At 71.8% G+C, this 19,059-nt stretch carries 20 protein-coding genes; 10 read left to right on the forward strand and 10 right to left on the reverse strand.

From position 1 onward, the window contains the following. Positions 1-5: 5 nt before the first annotated feature. Complete coding sequence (locus tag OG259_RS35400) at positions 6-1,055, forward strand: lactonase family protein (protein ID WP_328945948.1); 1,050 nt, start codon at positions 6-8, stop codon at positions 1,053-1,055. Between the two features lie 92 nt (positions 1,056-1,147). Here the strand turns inward: OG259_RS35400 and OG259_RS35405 are convergent, their stop codons facing one another. Then, the gene (locus OG259_RS35405; protein WP_328945949.1) at positions 1,148-2,071 is read right to left on the reverse strand and encodes a sirohydrochlorin chelatase; all 924 of its coding nucleotides are present in this window, start codon (positions 2,069-2,071) and stop codon (positions 1,148-1,150) included. 168 nt (positions 2,072-2,239) lie between these two features. Continuing rightward, positions 2,240-3,235 carry an N-acetylglucosamine kinase gene (locus OG259_RS35410; protein ID WP_328945950.1) on the reverse strand — a complete coding sequence of 332 codons (996 nt, stop codon included), beginning with the start codon at positions 3,233-3,235 and terminating at the stop codon, positions 2,240-2,242. Positions 3,236-3,363: 128 nt separating this feature from the next. Here OG259_RS35410 and OG259_RS35415 point away from each other — a divergent pair, with 128 nt between their 5' ends. Beyond that, complete coding sequence (locus OG259_RS35415; protein WP_328945951.1) at positions 3,364-4,041, forward strand: uracil-DNA glycosylase; 678 nt, start codon at positions 3,364-3,366, stop codon at positions 4,039-4,041. A gap of 45 nt (positions 4,042-4,086) precedes the next feature. Here the strand turns inward: OG259_RS35415 and OG259_RS35420 are convergent, their stop codons facing one another. Both OG259_RS35420 and OG259_RS35425 read right to left on the reverse strand, forming a co-directional pair. Then, complete coding sequence (locus OG259_RS35420; RefSeq protein ID WP_328945952.1) at positions 4,087-5,169, reverse strand: WD40/YVTN/BNR-like repeat-containing protein; 1,083 nt, start codon at positions 5,167-5,169, stop codon at positions 4,087-4,089. A 134-nt stretch (positions 5,170-5,303) separates the two neighbouring features. Continuing rightward, positions 5,304-6,389, reverse strand: a complete 1,086-nt coding sequence (locus OG259_RS35425; RefSeq protein WP_328945953.1) for an NADH:flavin oxidoreductase/NADH oxidase — start codon at positions 6,387-6,389, stop codon at positions 5,304-5,306. A 124-nt stretch (positions 6,390-6,513) separates the two neighbouring features. Between OG259_RS35425 and OG259_RS35430 the strand changes: the two genes are divergently transcribed. Further along, complete coding sequence (locus OG259_RS35430) at positions 6,514-6,867, forward strand: ArsR/SmtB family transcription factor (RefSeq protein WP_328945954.1); 354 nt, start codon at positions 6,514-6,516, stop codon at positions 6,865-6,867. A gap of 24 nt (positions 6,868-6,891) precedes the next feature. Here the strand turns inward: OG259_RS35430 and OG259_RS35435 are convergent, their stop codons facing one another. After that, positions 6,892-7,539 (reverse strand): DUF305 domain-containing protein, encoded by a 648-nt coding sequence (locus OG259_RS35435; RefSeq protein ID WP_328945955.1) that lies wholly within the window; start codon positions 7,537-7,539, stop codon positions 6,892-6,894. Between the two features lie 272 nt (positions 7,540-7,811). Here OG259_RS35435 and OG259_RS35440 point away from each other — a divergent pair, with 272 nt between their 5' ends. Continuing rightward, a complete protein-coding gene (locus OG259_RS35440; protein WP_328947272.1) occupies positions 7,812-9,251 on the forward strand; it encodes an LVIVD repeat-containing protein in 1,440 nt (479 codons plus the stop codon). On the opposite strand, the gene OG259_RS35445 is transcribed toward OG259_RS35440, so the two are convergent. The 4 genes from OG259_RS35445 to OG259_RS35460 form a co-directional block, all read right to left on the reverse strand. Continuing rightward, on the reverse strand, positions 9,230-9,922 hold the full coding sequence (locus OG259_RS35445; RefSeq protein ID WP_328945956.1) for a TetR/AcrR family transcriptional regulator: 693 nt from the start codon (positions 9,920-9,922) through the stop codon (positions 9,230-9,232). The two genes, OG259_RS35440 and OG259_RS35445, sit on opposite strands and share 22 nt — an antisense overlap. Positions 9,923-10,051: 129 nt before the next feature. Continuing rightward, entirely contained in the window at positions 10,052-10,735 is a 684-nt protein-coding gene (locus OG259_RS35450; RefSeq protein WP_328945957.1) for a phosphatase PAP2 family protein, read from the reverse strand. An 89-nt stretch (positions 10,736-10,824) separates the two neighbouring features. Then, positions 10,825-11,766 (reverse strand): M56 family metallopeptidase, encoded by a 942-nt coding sequence (locus OG259_RS35455; protein WP_328945958.1) that lies wholly within the window; start codon positions 11,764-11,766, stop codon positions 10,825-10,827. Between the two features lie 175 nt (positions 11,767-11,941). Continuing rightward, entirely contained in the window at positions 11,942-12,562 is a 621-nt protein-coding gene (locus tag OG259_RS35460; protein WP_328945959.1) for a DUF5134 domain-containing protein, read from the reverse strand. A gap of 191 nt (positions 12,563-12,753) precedes the next feature. Between OG259_RS35460 and OG259_RS35465 the strand changes: the two genes are divergently transcribed. The 6 genes from OG259_RS35465 (at position 12,754) to OG259_RS35490 (ending at position 18,146) form a co-directional block, all read left to right on the forward strand. Next, complete coding sequence (locus tag OG259_RS35465) at positions 12,754-13,305, forward strand: GNAT family N-acetyltransferase (protein WP_328945960.1); 552 nt, start codon at positions 12,754-12,756, stop codon at positions 13,303-13,305. A 156-nt stretch (positions 13,306-13,461) separates the two neighbouring features. After that, positions 13,462-14,868 carry a DUF6421 family protein gene (locus tag OG259_RS35470; protein WP_328945961.1) on the forward strand — a complete coding sequence of 469 codons (1,407 nt, stop codon included), beginning with the start codon at positions 13,462-13,464 and terminating at the stop codon, positions 14,866-14,868. Positions 14,869-14,903: 35 nt separating this feature from the next. Further along, positions 14,904-15,665 carry an SDR family oxidoreductase gene (locus OG259_RS35475; protein ID WP_328945962.1) on the forward strand — a complete coding sequence of 254 codons (762 nt, stop codon included), beginning with the start codon at positions 14,904-14,906 and terminating at the stop codon, positions 15,663-15,665. Continuing rightward, positions 15,662-16,744, forward strand: coding sequence for a threonine aldolase family protein (locus tag OG259_RS35480; RefSeq protein WP_328947273.1), 1,083 nt, complete (start codon positions 15,662-15,664; stop codon positions 16,742-16,744). The genes OG259_RS35475 and OG259_RS35480 overlap by 4 nt, the downstream gene beginning before the upstream one ends. A gap of 83 nt (positions 16,745-16,827) precedes the next feature. Continuing rightward, positions 16,828-17,427: a transglutaminase-like domain-containing protein gene (locus OG259_RS35485; RefSeq protein WP_328945963.1), complete on the forward strand. Its 600-nt coding sequence runs from the start codon at positions 16,828-16,830 to the stop codon at positions 17,425-17,427. Between the two features lie 26 nt (positions 17,428-17,453). Beyond that, positions 17,454-18,146 carry a B3/B4 domain-containing protein gene (locus OG259_RS35490; protein ID WP_328945964.1) on the forward strand — a complete coding sequence of 231 codons (693 nt, stop codon included), beginning with the start codon at positions 17,454-17,456 and terminating at the stop codon, positions 18,144-18,146. A gap of 45 nt (positions 18,147-18,191) precedes the next feature. Here OG259_RS35490 and OG259_RS35495 read toward each other — a convergent pair whose 3' ends face one another. After that, positions 18,192-18,914, reverse strand: a complete 723-nt coding sequence (locus OG259_RS35495) for a lysophospholipid acyltransferase family protein (protein ID WP_266902472.1) — start codon at positions 18,912-18,914, stop codon at positions 18,192-18,194. Positions 18,915-19,059: the final 145 nt, after the last annotated feature.

Here is a 19,059-nt window from a genome sequence, read left to right on the forward strand (position 1 = left end):
GCGTCGTGGGCGGCACAGGGACGGTTCGGGGCCGGGGCGCGGTACGGGCGTACATCGGCTCCTTCACCTCGGCGGGCGGGCGGGGCGTCCTCGCCGCCGACGTGGACGCGGAGACGGGCGCGCTGACCGTCACCGGCGGCAGCGACGCCGTCGCCGACCCCTCCTTCCTCGCCCTCGCGGGCCCCGTGCTCCACGCCGTGTCCGAGACCGAGTCCGGCGCCGTGGCCGCCTTCGACATCAGCGGGCCCGTACCCAGGCCACTCGGCTCGCCCGTGCCCGTCGACGGCGCCGCGCCCACCCACCTCGCCCTCGCCGACGGGCACCTCCTCACCGCCAACTACACCTCCGGCAGCGTCACCGCCCTGCCTCTCGCCGAGGACGGCACCGCCCGCCCCGCCACGGCCGTCCTGCGGCACGAGGGCCGCGGACCCGTCACCGCGCGCCAGGCCCGCCCGCACGCCCACCAGGTTCTCCCCGACCCCAGCGGCCGGTGGGTCGTCAGTGTGGACCTCGGCACCGACTCCGTACGGATCTGCGCACTCGACGCCGCCACCGGGACGCTCACCCTCCACGGCGAGACCGCGCTGCGCCCCGGCACCGGACCGCGCCATCTCGCCTTCCACCCGGCAGGCACGCACGCGTACGTCCTGAACGAGCTGGAACCCACGCTCACCGTCTGCCGCTGGGACGCCGAGGCCGGCGTGCTCGAGCCGCTCGCCGAGACCCCCGTCGTCCCCGAGGGCACCCCCGGACCCAGCTACCCCTCCGAGGTGGTCGTCGCCCCCGACGGGCGCTTCCTGTGGGCCGCCGTGCGCGGCGACGACACGCTCGCCGTGCTCGCCCTCGAAGGCGACGGGGCCGCCCTGGTCGCCACCGTGCCCTGCGGCGGTACCTGGCCCCGCGATCTGACCCTCGCCCCGTCCGGTCGGCACCTGTACGCCGCGAACGAGCGCTCCGGCGACGTCACCTGGTTCACCCTCGACCCGGAGACCGGGATCCCCGCGCGCGGGGGCTCGGTCGAGGCCCCGGCGGCCTCCTGCGTCGTCTTCGGCTGAGCCGACCCGAGCGGCGGCGCCAGGGGTACGCCGAAGGGCCCGCACCGGAGATCGGTGCGGGCCCTTCGACGTACGGGCTCGGGTCGCGGTCCTCAGAGCGAGGGCGCGCCGTGCGGCTGCTGCGGCGGGATGCCCAGAGCGGCCGTGTACTGCGAGAACACCAGCTTGCCGATGGCCGGGTAGGCACCCAGCGGCTCGGCGGCGGCACACCCGGCCTCCTTGGAGGCCTCGTCGAGCAGGCCGTCGGCCAGCTCGGGGCCGATCAGGTAGGGGGCGAGGGCCAGCTGCTCGGAACCGGTGGCACGCAGCTGCTCGGCGACGGAGGCGATCGAACCCTCCTGGTCGAGGGCTGCGGCCATCACCGGCACGGCGAGGCGCGCGGCGAGCAGCATGCCGGTGATCCCGGCGGCCTGCACGGCCTCCTCGCCACCGACCGTGGCCAGGATGATGCCGTCGGCGGCCGTCGCGACCGTGAAGAGCCGGGCGCGGTCGGCACGGGCCAGACCCGCCTCGGAGAGACGCACGTGCAGCGCCTCGGCGAGCAGCGGGTGCGGGCCGAGGACGTCGGTCAGCTCGGCGGTGTTGCCGGCGTCCATGACGGCCTGGCGGACCTGGCGCGTCTGGGCGCTGTCCGGACCCGCGAGGAGCGGCACGACGACCGCGGCGGGGCCGGTGGGGGCGCTGACCTCGCGGCCGGCGGCCAGAGCCAGCTCGTACCGCTCGTGGCGCAGGGTGGCGGCGGCCGTGAGAACGGTCGCCAGCGTGGGGTACTCGCTGTCGTCGCCTTCGAGGAAGCCGATCAGGGCATCGAGACCGGGCAGCTCGGAACGGGCGATGCTCACGACCTCTTCGGCCAGTGAGCGTATGGCGGCGGACGGCGCGCCGGGCACAGCGAGAACCAGTGCGGGAGCGCCCTCGGGCGCCGCCGCGGGTTCGGGGCGACGGTGCCGCCCGGACTGACGGGGTCGAGGCATTCGTACAGGCAGGCCGGAAGCAGGCCCATTGGGGGAGCTCATGGCGCCGCATGCTACTGGTTTCGCCCGGCGCGCCGTCGGCTGAGGTGCGATCATGCGCCTTCTGCCCCTCTATGTCCCCTCGATGTCCCCTCCAGGACCCTCCGGGACGCGCTCCCTGCCCCCGCCACGACCCGACGCACCGCCTCCCACCTGGGCGGATGACACCCCCTAGGGAGTGTCCCGCCCGAACAGCCGTAGCAGTGAGACGTCCTCCGGCAGCCGCAGGGTGCCCGTGGCGAGGGCCGACGCGAGCGCGACCGCCCCGGCCAGCGGATCTCCGGCGGGGGACACCGTCCTGGCCTCCGGGATCCGCTCCGCGAGCGCCGCCCGCAGCGGTACGAGCAGGGGGTCGCCCATCTTGAACAGGCCCCCCGTCAGTGCCACGAGCGCCCCGGGCCCGGCGGGGCACACCGCCTCGGCGGCCTCGGCGATGTGCCCGGCCGCCCGCGCCAGGATGTCCGCCGCCACGGGGTCCGCCGCGGCGCACAGTCCCACCTCGGGGGCGAAGGAGGCGAGCACGGCGGGCCGGTCGGTACGGGGGTACAGCGTGCCCGGCAGGCCCGCCGCCGGGCCGAACAGCTTCTCGGCGCGGGCCAGGAGCGCCGCGGAACCGCCGCTGCGGCCGTCGTACGCGCGCATGGCCGCCTCCAGGCCGGCCCGGCCGATCCAGGCTCCGCTGCCGCAGTCGCCGAGGAGGTGGCCCCAGCCGTCGGCCCGCCGCCAGGACGTCAGGTCCGTGCCGAGCGCGATCATGCCCGTACCGCCCGCGACGACGGCCCCCGGTTGCTGCCCGAGCGCCCCGGCGTACGCCGTGACCGCGTCGGCCGCGAGGGCGAGCCGTCGTACGCCCCAGGCCTCGGCGAAGGCGCCCGGCAGCTCGGCCCGCAGTTCGTCGCCGAGCGTGGCCATCCCGGCGGCGCCGACGGCCACGGCCACGACCGGCCGCGCGCCGTGAGGCTCCGTCAGGGCGCGGACGGCCGGTAGGACCTGTTCGAGGAGATGCCGGGCGGAGATCCCGCCGGGGCCGGTGCGTACCGGTTCTCGTGAGGAGCGGGTGTCGAGCACGGCGCCGCCCGCCGCCTCGGCCAGCGCGATCCGCAGCCCCGAACCGCCGGAGTCGACGCCGACGACCAGAGCGTCGGCCGGGTCGTTCACGGAATCCACGGGAGCCACAGGAGCCACGGTGCACCGTCCTTGCCACGGGTGGGGCGGGGGAGTGGGCGGAGTCTAGGGGGTCGGCCGTGAAGGCGTCCGGACCGGGGTGTCACTGTAGGCCGGTAGAGTGACGGACCGTGACAGCGCGACCGTTGAACGAACTGGTGGAGCCCGGCTGGGCGGAGGCCCTGAGCCCCGTGGCGGGCCGTGTGGCGGAGATGGGCGACTTCCTGCGTGCGGAGATCGCCGCGGGCCGGACCTACCTTCCGGCGGGACGGCATGTGCTGCGGGCGTTCCAGCAGCCCTTCGACGAGGTGCGGGTCCTGATCGTGGGTCAGGACCCCTATCCGACACCGGGGATGGCGATCGGACTGAGCTTCGCGGTCGCGCCCGAGGTCCGCTCGCTGCCGGGCAGCCTGGAGAACATCTTCCGGGAGCTGCACACCGACCTTGGCATGCCCCGCCCGTCGAACGGCGACCTGACCCCCTGGACCAGCCAGGGCGTCCTCCTCCTCAACAGGGCGCTGACCACCGCCCCGCGCAAGCCGGCCGCCCACCGCGGCAAGGGCTGGGAAGAGGTGACCGAGCAGGCCATCCGCGCGCTGGCCGCCCGGGGCAAGCCGCTGGTGTCGATCCTGTGGGGCCGCGACGCCCGCAACGCCCGCCCGCTCCTCGGCGATCTGCCGGCGATCGAGTCCGCGCACCCGTCCCCCATGTCCGCGGACCGCGGCTTCTTCGGCTCCCGGCCCTTCAGCCGCGCGAACGAACTCCTCCTGAACCAGGGCGCCCAGCCCGTGGACTGGCGCCTGCCCTGACACCCCCGCGGCCCCGTTTCGTACGGAGGGGCCGCGGGCCAGGACTCAGATCACCGCCGCCCGCACACACAGCACGTCCGGCAGGTGTTCGGCGAGAAGCTGCCAGCTGTCGCCGTCGTCCGCGCTCGCGTACACCTCGCCGTTGCGGTTGCCGAAGTACACGCCCGCAGGGTCCGCGTCGTCCGTGCACAACGCGTCCCGGAGCACCGTGCCGTAGTGGTCGCCCTCGGGCAGCCCCCGGCTCAGCGGCTCCCAGGTGGCTCCGGCGTCGGTCGTGCGGTAGACCCGGCACCGGCGGCCGGCCGGGACCCGGTCGGAGTCCGCGGTGATCGGGAAGACATAGGCGGTGTCCGGGCGGTGCGGGTGCGCGGCGACCGCGAAGCCGAAGTCGGAGGGCAGCCCGGAGCCGATGTCCGTCCAGCTGGCGCCGGCGTCGTCGCTGCGGAACACGCCCCAGTGGTTCTGGAGGTAGAGCCGGTCCAGATTGCCCGCGTCCTGGGCGATCTTGTGGACGCACTGTCCGAACACCGGGTGCGGGTCCGGCAGGAAGACCGCCGACACACCCCGGTTGGAAGGCTCCCAGGCGGCCCCGCCGTCCTGCGAGCGGAACACCCCCGCGGTGGACACCGCGACCGTGACCGCCTCGGGGTCGCGCCGGTCGGTCACCACGGTGTGCACGGCCTCGCCGCCTCCGCCCGGCACCCACTGGGAGCGGGTGGGGTGCTCCCACAGCGGGCGGACGAGCTCGAAGGACTCCCCGCCGTCCGCCGACCGGAAGAGCGCGGCCGGTTCCGTCCCCGCGTACACGACGCCGGGGGAGTGCTCCGGCGCCGGGTGCAGCTGCCAGACGCGCTCAAGGGAGGCCCCGGTGTCCTCGGGGAACTTCACGGCCGGTCGCGCCGGCTCGGTCCAGGTCTTGCCGAGGTCGTCGGAGTGGAAGACGGACGGTCCCCAGTGGGCGCTGTCCCCGCCCACGAGCAGCCGCGGCGTGGGCCCGCGGGTGTCCAGGGCGACCGAGTAGACCGCCTGCGCGGGAAAGGCCGGATCGTCGAACTCCCATCGGCCGTCGTGCCTGCGGCCGATGAAGAGTCCCTTGCGGGTGCCTACGGTGAGGAGTACGTCGGGCATGGCTGCCAACCTCCAGGACGCCGTTGTCGCGGATACGGGCCAGTCTGCACCCGGCCACTGACAACGGCTCCCGGACACCCCGCGCCCCGGCTGCGCCGCCCTGATTCAGGCCCCGGCGCCCACGGGCGCGGTCCTCAGATCGCCCAGGCGTACTGCGGCGGCGCCGTGTGCGTCTCCGCGCCGAGGTCACGCGCGGCGCGGCGGGCCCAGGAGGCGTCGCGCAGCAGCTCGCGGCCGAGGAGGACCGCGTCGGCCTCACCGTCGGCGACGATCTTCTCGGCCTGCTCGCTCTCGGTGATGAGGCCGACGGCGGCCACGGGCAGCCCGGTCTCCGCCCTGACGCGGGCCGCGAAGGGCACCTGGTAGCCGGGACCCACCGGGATCTCGGCAGGTCCGCCGTTGCCGCCGCTGGAGACGTCGAGGAGGTCGACGCCGTGCTCGCGAAGAAGTGCGGCGAACCGCACGGTCTCGTCGATCGTCCAGCCCTGCTCCTGGAGCCAGTCGGTGGCGGAGATGCGGAAGAACACGGGGAGTTCCTCGGGCCACACGGCCCGCACGGCGTCGACGACTTCGAGGGCGAGGCGGGTCCGGTTCTCGAAGGAACCGCCGTACGCGTCGGTGCGGTGGTTGCTGTGCGGGGAGAGGAACTCGCCGATGAGGTAGCCGTGGGCGCCGTGCACCTCGATGACCTGGAACCCGGCGTCGAGGGCGCGGCGGGCCGCGTCGGCGAACTGCCCGGTGATCTCCCGGATCCGCTCGACGGTCAGCTCGGTCGGCACCGGGTAGCCCTCGGCGAACTCGACGGGGCTCGGCGCGACGGGCTGCCAGCCGGGGCCGCCCTCGGGGACGGGCCCGCGGCCCTCCCAGGGGCGCTTGGTGGAGGCCTTGCGTCCGGCGTGCCCGATCTGGATGCCGGGCACGGTGCCGTGGTCCTTGAGGAAGCCGGCGATGCGACCCAAGGCCTCGGTCTGGGCGTCGTTCCAGAGGCCGAGGTCCGCCGGGCTGATCCGGCCCTCGGCGGAGACGGCCGTCGCCTCGACCAGGATCAGTCCGGTGCCGCCAGTGGCCCGGGAGGCGTAGTGGGCGAAGTGCCAGTCCGTGGCGACACCCGCGTCGGGTCCGGTCATCTCCGCCGAGTACTGGCACATGGGCGCCATCCATACCCGGTTGGGGACGGTCAGCGACCGCAGGGTGTAGGGCTCGAACAGGGCGACGCTCATGACGGACTCCGTTTCGGGATGCCTCGAAGGACGCTAGTACGGTAACCATCGTAGTACGGCACCTGTCAAACTACGAGGGTCCTCGTACAATGGCCCGTATCCCGGATGAAGTGGAGCCGCCGCCATGACGACCGCCACCAGCCCCCGTGCTCTCGAGCACCCCGCGCGCGACCAGATCCGCCTGGAGGCGGTGCTGCACGCGCTCTCGGACCCGGTGCGCCTGCGGATCGTGCGGGACATGGCGCGCGAACGCGCCGAGCTCAGCTGTTCGTACTTCGACCTCCCGGTGACCAAGTCCACGACGACGCACCACTTCCGGGTGCTGCGCGAGGGCGGAGTCATCCGGCAGACGTACCGCGGTACGGCCAAACTCAACGCCCTGCGCGAGGACGACCTCGAAGCCCTCTTCCCGGGCCTGCTCGCCGCGGTCCTGGCAGCGGCAGGCGCCCAGGCCGACCGCGAGGACGCGACGGCCTAGGCCTGCGAGAGGGGTCGTGTCCCGTTACAGCCCCCGCATCCTCCCGATCTCCGCCGACTGCTGGGCGATCACGTCGTTCGCCATCTCCTCCACGAGGACGTTGTTGCCCTCGCTCAGCACCTCGGCGGCCATCGTCACCGCCCCCTCGTGGTGCGTGATCATCAGCTTCAGGAACAGTTCGTCGAAGGCCTTGCCCTTCGCGTTCCCGAGCTCCTTCAGCTGCGCCTCGCTCGCCATGCCCGGCATCGAGTGATGGTCGTGGCCCGCCTGTTCGCGCGGGCCACCGTTGTTTTTCAGCCAACCTTCCATCGCGCCGATCTCCGGCTTCTGCGCCGCCGCGATCCGCTCGGCGACCCCCTTCACCTGAGCCGAGGCCGCCCGCTGCGGGGCCAGCGCGGTCATGGTGAGGGCCTGCCGGTGGTGCACGATCATCATCTGCGTGTAGGTGTAGTCGGCGCTGTTCGGGCTCTGGTCCGGAAGCAGCTTCGCGGCTTCCTCGGGGGATATCCGCCTGGCCGGTTCGCCGGGCTTTCCCGGCGCGACCACGGTCCCGGCCGATCCCTTGGCCTCCGGTGCGCCCTTGTCGGGCCCCGACTCGCAGGCGCTGAGGGCGAGTACGGCGACGGCGGACAGGGCCACGGCGACGACGGCACGCTGACGGCGGATCAACAACGCGACCTCCAGATGTTCTTGCGGGGACAGTGACCGTTCCTAGCACTTTTCTCGGGGTGACCGATCAAAAACCTTCATTACGTCTGTGTTGCCATCTGTTGAGATGTGCACGGCAAGGAAGATACTGCCGGGGTCCAACACCCGTTCAACGCTGAACGGATACCAGGGAGGACGGAGTGACTTCGTTGCGTACCCCGCGTACCACGTCCATCACGCGCGACCCGCGTGCCAGGCTCAGACGCCTTGGCGTGGCATCCGCCGCGGCCGGACTGATGGCCACCATGTTCATGGCGGCCCCCGCCACCGCGACTCCCGACCCGGGAGACGTCCCCGCGCAGGGCAAGGTGTCCTCGGAGCAGGCGGCCGAGGCGCGTGCCGCGATACAGAGCGGTGAGATACCCGGCGTGGACGAGATCGTCCACAGCTCGAACATCGAGCACCTCGCCAACATCCCCAAGGACGCCCTCCCGGGCACCAACTCGGACCTCGCCTTCCAGGGCAAGTACGCCTTCGCAGGCAACTACGACGGCTTCCGGATCTTCGACATCAGCAACCCGAAGTCCCCGAAGACCGTCGCCCAGGTCCTCTGCCCGGGCTCCCAGAACGACATCTCCGTCTCCGGGGACCTGCTGTTCCTCTCGACGGACTCCTCCCGGAGCGACAACTCCTGCGCCAGCACGACGCAGCCCGCCTCGGTCAAGGAATCCTGGGAGGGCATGAAGATCTTCGACATCAGCGACGTCCGGAACCCGAAGTACGTCGCCGCCGTCGAGACCGCGTGCGGCTCGCACACCAACACGCTGGTGCCCAAGAAGCGGGACGTGTACATCTACGTCTCGTCGTACTCGCCCAACGCCGCGTTCCCGGACTGCCAGCCCCCGCACGACGGCATCTCGGTCATCAAGGTGCCCCGCAAGGCGCCCGAGAAGGCCGCGCTCGTCGGCTTCCCCGTCCTCTTCCCGGGCGAGGGCCCGGACGGCGGCGGCAACCCCGGTGGCCCGACCAACCCGGGTGTCTCCAAGACCACGGGCTGCCACGACATCACCGTGCTGCCGGAGAAGGACCTCGCGGCCGGCGCCTGCATGGGTGACGGCATCCTCTTCGACATCGAGGACCCCGAGCACCCGCGGGTGATCGACCGTGTCCAGGACAACGTCAACTTCGCGTTCTGGCACTCCGCGACCTTCAACCAGAAGGCCGACAAGGTCGTCTTCACCGACGAGCTCGGCGGCGGCGGCGCCGCCACCTGCAACGCCGCGGTCGGCCCGAACCGCGGTGCCGACGGCATCTACGACATCGTCGGCAAGGGCAAGAAGAGCAAGCTCGTCTTCCGCAGCTACTTCAAGATCCCGCGCCACCAGGCCGACACCGAGAACTGCGTCGCCCACAACGGCTCGCTGATCCCGGTCAAGGGCAAGGACATCATGGTCCAGGCCTGGTACCAGGGCGGCATCTCCGTCTGGGACTTCACCGACTCCCGCAAGCCCAAGGAGATCGCCTACTTCGAGCGCGGCCCGCTGTCCGCCACCACCATCGCCACCGGCGGCTCGTGGTCCGCGTACTACTACAACGGCTACATCTACTCGAACGACATCGCCAAGGGCTTCGACGTCCTGAAGCTCTCCGACCGTCGTACCGACCCCGCGAAGCGGATCCGGATGGACGAGCTCAACGTCCAGACGCAGCCGGACTACTTCGACTTCGACGACTGACCGGAGCCGTGACCACCGGCCGTCGCCTCGCGGCGGCCGGCTGACGGCCTGAGGGCCGGCGTACCGTCGGGCGGACCCCCGTCCGGCGGCATGCCGGCCTCCCAGTCCAGGCCGTACCGGTGGAACAGCTCCGAACGCAGCCGCGCCAGCGGCATCTTGGCGCCGGGAAGCAGCACCGCCACCACCGCGCCCATCAGCAGGGCGCGCAGCATCGGATAGTCTGTGTCCACGTCCTCGGAGCCGTAGCGCGTGACCGTGTCGCGCAGCAGGAACGCCAGGCGTTGCTGCTCCTCGCACTGCACGAACCCCTCGGCCTGCAGAATGCCCGCCATATGGGTGCGCATCAGGGTGGGGCGCTCCGCCGCGAGCCCGAGGATCGCGTCGATCGCGCGCGCCATGCGCTCGCGGCCGTCCTCCGTGTGCGGCTCGCGCTCCAGGGCCTCTTCCAGGGTGAGATGCATCAGCCGGTGCACCGCGGCCTGCAGAAGCTGCCGCTTGCCCGGGAAGTAGTACGAGATCAGCCCCCGCGCCGAACCGGCCCGCTCCGCGATGTCGCCGAGCGTCGTCGCCTCGTAACCACGTGTGTCGACCAGCTCCACCGTGGCCTGCAGAATGCGCTCGCGGGACCTGCGCCGAAGCTCTTCATTGACCGATGGGCTACGCGGGGACATGCTGGACTCCTGCGTTGACTGGCTGCCAGCCAATATACTCGGCGCATCCCGTCGGCATGCCCGTGTGGCAGGCCGCCGGGGATGCCGTCTGTTCTGGGCGACACGGGGGATCGTCCAGAACAGGCGGCTTCACTCTGTTCCTCCCATTCTGCTCCCCTTGCTGCCGACGTCCGCCGGTCCGGTCCGGGGGAAACGTCGCTCGCTCCAGCGGTACGTCAGGACCGCCACGGCCACACAGCACCAGCCGAGCAGCCAGCCCCCGAGCACGTCCGACGGCCAGTGCACGCCCAGGTAGACCCGCGTCCAGCCCACACCGAGCACCGAGACGAGCGCGACGCCCGCGAGGGTGCCCCAGCCGCGCCACTCGTCCCGCCACCGCAGGGACAGCACCCAGAGCAGCAGCCCGCAGGTGACCATGGCCGTCATCGCGTGCCCGGACGGGAAGGCGGCGAAGCGCGCCGAGTCGACCGGATCGGTCCACTGCGGCCGGTCCCGCCCCACCAGCGTCTTGAGGCCCTGCTGGAGCCCCACGGCAAGCAGGCTCGTCACGGCCACCCACAGGGCGAGGCGCCGCTCCCGCTCCCACCACAGCAGCACCACGGCCCCGGCGGCCAGGGCGCGCATCGTCCACGGGTCCCACACCCAGTCGCTGAGGATCCGGTGCGCCTGGGTGAGCCCGGGGTCGGCCACCGCGTCACGGTGGAGGGCCTCGACCACCGACCGGTCGAAGGAGAGCAAGGGGGTCCACCCGACGGCGACGAGCACGAGCAGGAGAACGGCCAGGGCCCCGGAGATCACGGCGGAGGAGCGCATGCGTCGATCCTGCCCGACGATCAGCTCCGGACGATCTTTCGCGCTCCCCGCGCGCGCCGTCGCGCGCGCCCGGACCGGCGCGCCTCCCGTCACCCCTGTCCCAGCGCGCTGAGCGCCGGGACGAAGGCGACGAGCACCGGGACCACCGGCACCAGGGAGGCGGCGGCGGTGAGCCGGAGTCGGCGGCCGGCCGTGAGCCGGGGCGCCGCGGTCAGCAGCCGGTTCACCCGGCGCGGCAGATCGCCGTACGGGGCTTGGCCCGGCCCGAACACGCCCCGGTCCTCGTTCAGTTCGACCAGCGCGAGCGCGATCGTCAGCCGCCCGAACCGGCGCGAGGCCACGTCGTCGGCGGCCAGCTCCACCAGCCGGTGCATCTCCTCACGGAAGGCCGCGAAGACGGGAATCCCCGGGAATCCGGCGGCCAGCGCCGCCGAGGAGTGCAGCAGCCAGTCGTGCCGGGCGCGCGCGTGCCCCTGCTCGTGCGCGAGGACCGCGTCCAGCTGACGCCCCTTCAACCGCCGTAGCGCCGCCGTGGTGATGACCAGCTGGGGCGTGGTGCCCGCCAGCCACCAGGCGTTCGCCCGCTCGCCCTCCAGGACCACGAGGCGCTCGCTGCCCGGCTCTTCGCCGGGCAGCAGGGGTGCGCGGACGAGCAGATCGCAGCGGCGCTGCCTGCGCCGCGCCCGGGCCTGGCTGATCTCCCGGCCCAGCATCGCCCCGGACCAGACCCCACCGGCCGCCAGGGCCACCGCGAGCACCGCGGACCAGGGGCCGGTCGTCCCCAGTTCATAGGCGTCGATCACCGCGCGCGGCGCGGGCGCGAAGACCTGGCCCCGTACGGCCTGCCAGGCCGTCGAGGCGCTGAACGTCATGGAGAGGGCGAAACTCAGCAGCACCGCGGCGACCACGCACTGCCAGACCCAGAGGGCCACCACGGGTTCTCGCTCCACCCAGTCCGCCCGTGACAGCAGCCGGGGGGCCGCGAGGGCGGTCAGGACGCCGAGCAGGAACAGCGCGAGGGAGACCCACATGGCGCCAGCCTATGAGCGCGGTACTGGTCGGGGGTATGCCCGCGGACGGCAAGTGACGTACGCCACGGTTTCGTTGCCCACGGCACGGCACGGCACGGCACGGCACGGCACGGCAGGGCGCGGCCCGCCCCGCCCGCACGCGTCTACCGGCCGCACCCCTCTCGGGCGGCCACCCTCACAGCGTCACCAGCATGGCCAGCATCGCGAGCGCCATCGACAGCCGGCAGGCGAGCGCCAACTCCGGCCGTGCCGCCCAGGCCGGTCCGAGCGCCGGCCCTCCCCCCGGCCCGGTCCCTGCGGCTACCCCGGCCGTAGCAGCGGCCATGGCCCCCGTCGCCGTCGGCATCGCGACCGGCACGAGTCTCGCGCCCGCGTGCAGCACGTACGCCATGTAATAGAGGAGCAGCCCGCCGGTGAGTACGGGTATGCCACCCGCCGTGCCGACCGTGTGCCCCGAGTGCGCCCCCGCTCCGGGCGCGGCCATCGACACCGCCATGTAGACCATGGCGAGCGAGCCGATCAGATGGTGCAGATGGTGTCCGCCGCGCCGCACCGCCGCGAGTCCGTGCAGCGTCGCGCCGCCGAACACCGCCGCGTACACCGCCCAGCTCCACTCCGGCGGCGTGAGGACCGCCGTGGGCAGCGCCATCGTCGCCATCCCGAAGCCCATCACCGCCTCACCGCGAGCGGCCCGCCGCTCCTCCCCGGTGCACGCGCGCATCCGCAGCAGGCAGTACACGCCCGTCACCGCGCAGAGCGCGACCATCAACCACCCGGGCAGGGCCGGTCCGTGCACGGCGCACCTCCCCCTCGACGGCGTCCCCTTCCCGGAGGATGCCCGCGCTCGACCGGGCACACGCGGGCGCACGGGCGCGCACCGGCGTACAAGGGGGTGTGAAAGGTGCTGAGATCGGGGGTGGGGCACCCCAGTAGGCTCGGGACGATCGCGTACGACGATCGTCAGCGCCCGAGGGGAGCCCCGTTCACATGGACACCGCCACGCCGCAGGAGACCGGCCGGATCAGCTATCGCGAGGCGGTCCTGGACGACGTCCCGGCCCTCGTCCCGCTCGTCGAGTCGGCCTACCGGGGCGATGCCAGCCGGGGTGGCTGGACCACCGAGGCGGACCTCCTGCAGGGGCAGCGCACCGACCCCGACGGTGTGGCGGCCGTGATCACCGCGCCCGGCAGTCGGCTCCTGATCGTCGAGCGCGACGGCGAGATCGTGGCCTGCTGCCAGCTGGAGCACCGCGGCGAGGCGGCCTACTTCGGCATGTTCGCGGTCCGCCCCGAACTGCAGGGAGCGGGTCTCGGCAAGCAGATCATCGCGGAAGCCGAGCGCCGGGTGCGCGAGCAGTGGGACGTCCGTGAGATGCACATGACGGTGATCTCCGTACGGGAGGAGCTCGTCGCCTGGTACGAGCGCCGCGGCTACCGGCGCACCGGGCGGATGACTCCCTTCCCGTACGGCGACGAGCGCTTCGGCGTGCCTCAGCGTGACGACCTGGAGTTCGAGCTCCTGGTGAAGCCGCTGAGCTGACGAACACGGCGGAAGGGTGGCTTCCCCCCTGACTGACAGGAAAAACTTCTGCGATCAGGGGGGTCTCACAGGATAATTTCTCTTGCACCTCTTGTGGCTGAGAACCGTCCACGGTTACGGTGTCTTGACACGAGGTTCTCCTGTGAAGGAAGAGGCATGACGGAAATTCTTGTGCAGGACGTGACCGGTGGGGGGATATCCACCGACGCCCGGCTGATCGACCACCCCGCCTGGCCCGAGCTCAAGAATGCCGTGGAGGAGATCCGCACCTGGCAGAACGCGGACGGATCCATCGACTTCGAGCGCGAGGGCGCGCCCGCGCGCTCCGTGGCCGAGCTGACCCTCGACCGGGTCGTCGCCGCCGTCGAGCAGCTCTCCCCGCTCGTCCCGCACGACGGCGCCTACCACCGCGCCCTCGTCGCCGACCTGAGCAAGTGGGCCGAGAGCGGCTTCGTCGTCCCGGACTTCCTGGACTCGCTGCTCGCCTTCCAGCCGGCCGCCGACCGCGTGGACGGGCTCCAGCACCTCGTGCTGTTCCCGATGTACACGCAGAACGGCAACCCCGACCGCAACCTCGAAGCCGTCGTGCTCCGCATGGTGTGGCCGGAGTGGCTCTCCGAGCTGGAGGCCACCCGCTACGACAACCCGCTGTTCTGCGGCATCACCTTCGAGGACTTCACCGCCGGGTACGACACCAACTCGGCCGTCCTCTTCCCGGAGACCATCGCCGTCCGCGAGGCCCCCGAGCGCTTCACCTGGGGCGGCATCTTCTGCGACCGCGAGGCCGCCCGCTTCCGCAAGGTCACCGAGGCCGCCGTCGACACCCTCGGCATCCAGCTGCCCACCGACATCGCCGAGATGATCGACGATCAGGAGCGCTGCGAGAAGGCCTTCGTGCTCTGGGACATGGTCCACGACCGCACCCACAGCCACGGCGACCTGCCGTTCGACCCCTTCATGATCAAGCAGCGCCAGCCCTTCTGGATGTACGGCCTGGAGGAGCTCCGCTGCGACCTCACCGCCTTCAAGGAGGCCGTGAAGCTGGAGGCCGAGGGCAACACCCACGGTCGTGACGTGCAGTACGCCGTCCTCTTCGACCGGATGTTCCGCTTCCCGCTCTCCGGCGACCGCAACCGCAACTACGACGGTCTCGGCGGCCAGCTCCTCTTCGCGTACCTCCACAAGAACGACGTGGTGCGCTGGACGGACAACACCCTCAAGATCGACTGGCAGCGGGCCCCCGAGGTAACCAACCAGCTCTGCGCCGAGATCGAGAAGCTCTACCGCGACGGCATCGACCGCCCCAAGCTCGTCCACTGGCTCAAGGCGTACGAGCTCGTCTCCACCTACCTCGCCCCGCACCCGGGATCGAAGTGGGCCAAGGGCCCCGACGCCCTCGACCTCTCCCTCCCGCCCCGCAAGCTCGTCGACGACGTGCTTCCGGACGAGTTTCCGCTCAGCATGTTCTTTGAGGCCCTCGCCAAGAAGCTGAAGGGCGTGATCGCCGACACCAAGGGGATCACCGCCGCCGACGTCTCGCGGACCGAGCGGGCCGCCGCGTGAGTGCTCGTACGGAGGACACGGAGGAGGCGTCGCCCATGAACGCCAACGGAAACGGCGGGCCGCTCGACGGCGCCGTCATCGCGGTCGCCGGCGCGGCCGGCCCGGCGGGCCGCGCGACGCTCCTGCGTCTCGCCGAGGCGGGCGCCACCGTCGTCGGGTCCGACGCGGATCCGACGCGCCTCGCGGAGGCCGTCGACGCCGCCCGCTACGCCCACGGAGGGGCCAAGGTCGTCGGTGACACCGTCGACCTGCTCGACCTGGACGCCACCCGCGACTGGGCCGCGAAGACCGAGAAGGAGTTCGGCCGCATCGACGGCCTGGTCCACCTCGTCGGCGGCTGGCGCGGCAGCGCCTCCTTCACCGAGACCGACCTCGCGGACTGGGACTTCCTGGAGAAGCTCCTGATCCGCACCGTCCAGAACACGACCCTCGCCTTCCACGACGGACTGCTGCGCGCCGGTGGCCGCGGCCGGTACGCCCTGATCAGCCAGGTCGGCGCGCACAAGCCACTCGCCAACAACGCCGCGTACAACGCCGGCAAGGCGGCCGCCGAGGCCTGGACCCTCGCGATGGCCGACTCGTTCCGCAAGCTGGGGGGCGACGACGGCCCGCAGGCGGCGGCTGCGATCCTGGTGATCAAGGCATTGGTGCACGACGCCATGCGCGCCGAACGCCCCAACGCGAAGTTCGCGGGCTTCACCGACGTCACGGTCCTGGCGGACGAGATCGCCGGGCTGTGGAACAAGCCCGCCCAGGAAGTGAATGGACAGCGTCTGTGGCTGACCCCCAAGCCGTGACCGCGGCACTCGGCCCCAGGACCGACGCGCGTCGTCACCACGACCCGTCGGTCCGGGGCTTCGCCAGCGACAACTACGCCGGCGCCCACCCCGAGGTCCTCGCGGCCCTCGCCCTCGCCAACGACGGCCACCAGGTCGCCTACGGCGAGGACCAGTACACCGAGCACCTCCAGCGGATCATGCACAGCCACTTCGGCCCCACCGCCGAGGCCTTCCCGGTCTTCAACGGCACCGGGGCGAACGTGACCGCGCTCCAGGCGCTCACCGACCGCTGGGGCGCCGTCATCTGCGCCGAGTCCGCCCACATCAACGTGGACGAGGGCGGCGCGCCGGAGCGGATGGGCGGCCTCAAGCTGCTCACCGTGCCGACCCCGGACGGCAAGCTCACCCCCGAGCTGATCGACCGGCAGGCCTGGGGCTGGGAGGACGAGCACCGGGCGATGCCGCAGGTCGTCTCGATCACCCAGAACACCGAGCTGGGCACCGTCTACACGGTGGACGAGATCCGCGCGATCGTCGAGCACTCGCACGCCAAGGGCATGAAGGTGCACCTCGACGGGGCCCGGATAGCCAACGCCGCCGCCTCGCTGGACGTGCCGATGCGCGCGTTCACCAACGCGGTCGGCGTCGACGTCATCTCGTACGGCGGCACGAAGAACGGGATGCTCTTCGGCGAGGCCATCGTCGTCCTCAACCCCGACGCGGTCAGCCACATGAAGCACCTGCGCAAGCTGTCCATGCAGCTCGCGTCGAAGATGCGCTTCGTGTCGGTGCAGCTTGAGGCCCTCCTCGCGAAGGACCTGTGGCTGCGCAACGCCCGCCACGCCAACGCGATGGCCCAGCGCCTCGCGGCCGGGGTGCGCGAGGTCGACGGGGTGGAGATCCTCTACCCGGTGCAGGCCAACGCCGTCTTCGCCCGGCTGTCGCACGACGTGACCCGGCGGCTCCAGGAGCGTTTCCGCTTCTACTTCTGGGACGAGAACGCCGGTGACGTGCGCTGGATGTGCGCCTTCGACACCACGGAGGAAGACGTGGACGCCTTCCTCCAGGCGCTGAAGGAAGAGCTGGCCCGCCAGTAACTCCCTTCCCATAGTTGCATGGATATACGGCCGGATGGAAAGTCATTGACTTCCGTCCGGCCGTTTCCGTACGCTCCACCCGCATGGAACTCGTCCAGCAGAACCCCGACATCGCCGCCTATCTGGCCGCGAGCGAAGCGGTCGACCATGAGCATCCGGTGGTCCGTGCCGTGGCGAACCACCTCTCCGAAGAACACCCCGGCGCATACGCATACGCCGAAGCGGCCTTCGTGTACGTACGTGACACCGTTCCGCACTCCGCGGACGCCGAGGACCCGCGCGTGACCTGGCGCGCCTCCGACGTTCTGGAGCAGCGCACCGGCACCTGTTACGCCAAGTCGATCGCGTACGCGGCCCTCCTGCGGGCCCGCGGCATCCCGGCCGCCCTCTGCTACCAGCGGCTCACCGACGACGACGGCTCGAACCCGGTGATCCACGGCCTCGTCGCCGTCCTGCTCCCCGGCGAGCGGACCTGGGCCCGCCAGGACGTACGGGGAAACAAGCCCGGCGTCGACGCCCGGTTCTCCCTGAAGGGGGAGCGGCTGGCCTGGACCGTGCGGCCGGAGTCCAATGAAATGGATTATCCGGTGCTCTACACTGAACCACACCCGGTTGTTCTGGACGCGCTGCGCGCCGCCCCCGACCGGTCCCACCTCTGGCGGACGCTCCCCACGGAGCTCTGACCCCGGACACCAGCGAACGGCGGACCATGACCCTCACGCTCACCGTCTCCGACGAGGTGCGCACCCTCGTACCCGGCTTCACCGCTCTGGTGGTCGAGGCCCAGGGGCTGGTCAACGGTCCCAGTGACGAGACCAGTGCGGCCCTCCTCGACGAGGCCGCGCGCCGGCTCGCCGAGCGCCTCGACGGCCGGACCCCGGACCAGGACCCGCACATCGCCGCCTGGCGCGCCGCGTACACCGCGTTCGGCGCCAAGCCCTCCCGTACCCGCAACTCCGCGGAAGCGCTGGCCAAGCGCGCGCTCGCGGACGGCGGGCTGCCCCGCATCAACCGGCTCGTCGACGCCTACAACGCGATCAGCGTCGCCCACCTCATCCCGGTCGGCGGCGAGGACCTGGGCAGGATCCAGGGCGCCATGCGCCTGGTGCGGGCCACCGGAGAGGAGCCCTTCGTCACCGTGGCGGGCGGCGTGGAGACGGTGGAGCACCCCGAGCCCGGGGAGATCGTCTGGTGCGACGAGGAGGGCGTGACCTGTCGTCGCTGGAACTGGCGCCAGGGCCCCCGTACCCGTATCGACGACGACACCGTCGACGCGTTCTTCCTGCTGGAGGCGCTCGCCCCGATGACCCGGGAGGAGCTCCTCGCGGCGGGCGCCGAGCTGGCGGAGTCGCTGGGGAAGCTCAGCCCGGGAGCCCGGATCACGGTCCGTGACCCGGAGTGACGATTCAGCGGGGAAGCGGACGGGAGCGGGGTCGGCGGCCTGCCGTCAGCCCGCTTCCTTGACCTGGGCCGGCGTCGGAGCCGTACCCCCGAGGTGCGCGGGCACCCACCAGGTGTCGTTCGCGTCCTTGGGGCGCACCGGGTAGGCGCGCTGCGCGGCCTCCAGGAGCTCCTGGCAGCGCTCGCGCAGCCGCCGCGTGATGGCGCCCGCGTACTGGTCGGCGGGGGCCTCCACGGGCTCGCCGACGCGGATCGTCACCGGGATGTGGCTGCGCTTGAAGTTGCGCGGACGGCCCTTGGTCCAGATGCGCTGCGTACCCCAGAGCGCCATCGGGATCAGCGGGACGCCCGCCTCCTGCGCGAGGCGCGCGGCACCCGTCTTGAAGCCCTTGAGGGTGAACGACTGGGAGATGGTCGCCTCGGGGAAGACGCCGATGATCTCGCCGGCCCGGAGGGATTCGAGCGCGTGCTTGTAGGCGTGCTCGCCCTGCGAACGGTCCACCGGGATGTGCTTCATGCCGCGCATCAGCGGCCCGGAGACCTTGTGCCGGAAGACCGAGTCCTTCGCCATGAAGCGCACGAGACGCTTCTGCGGGAGCGCGGCCAGGCCCGTGAAGATGAAGTCCAGATAGCTGATGTGGTTGCTGACGAGCACCGCGCCGCCGGTACGCGGGATGTGCTCCGAACCCTGCGTGTCGATCTTCAGGTCGAGCGCCTTGAACAGGGTCAATGCGGCGCCGATGACCGGCCGATACACGAGTTCTGCCATCTGAGAGGAACCCTTCTTCTGTGCCTGGGGAGGGTTCTCCCGGCGGAAGTTACGCAGCCGTAGGTTTTCGGCTTTGGGCAGATCGTGCCCCATGTGGGCCGTCGTGACCAGTCCAGGCGGCTCCGTACAGGGAGATTCTCGTCAC

The sequence above is a fragment of the Streptomyces sp. NBC_00250 genome (assembly GCF_036192275.1).
Lineage (GTDB): Bacteria > Actinomycetota > Actinomycetes > Streptomycetales > Streptomycetaceae > Streptomyces.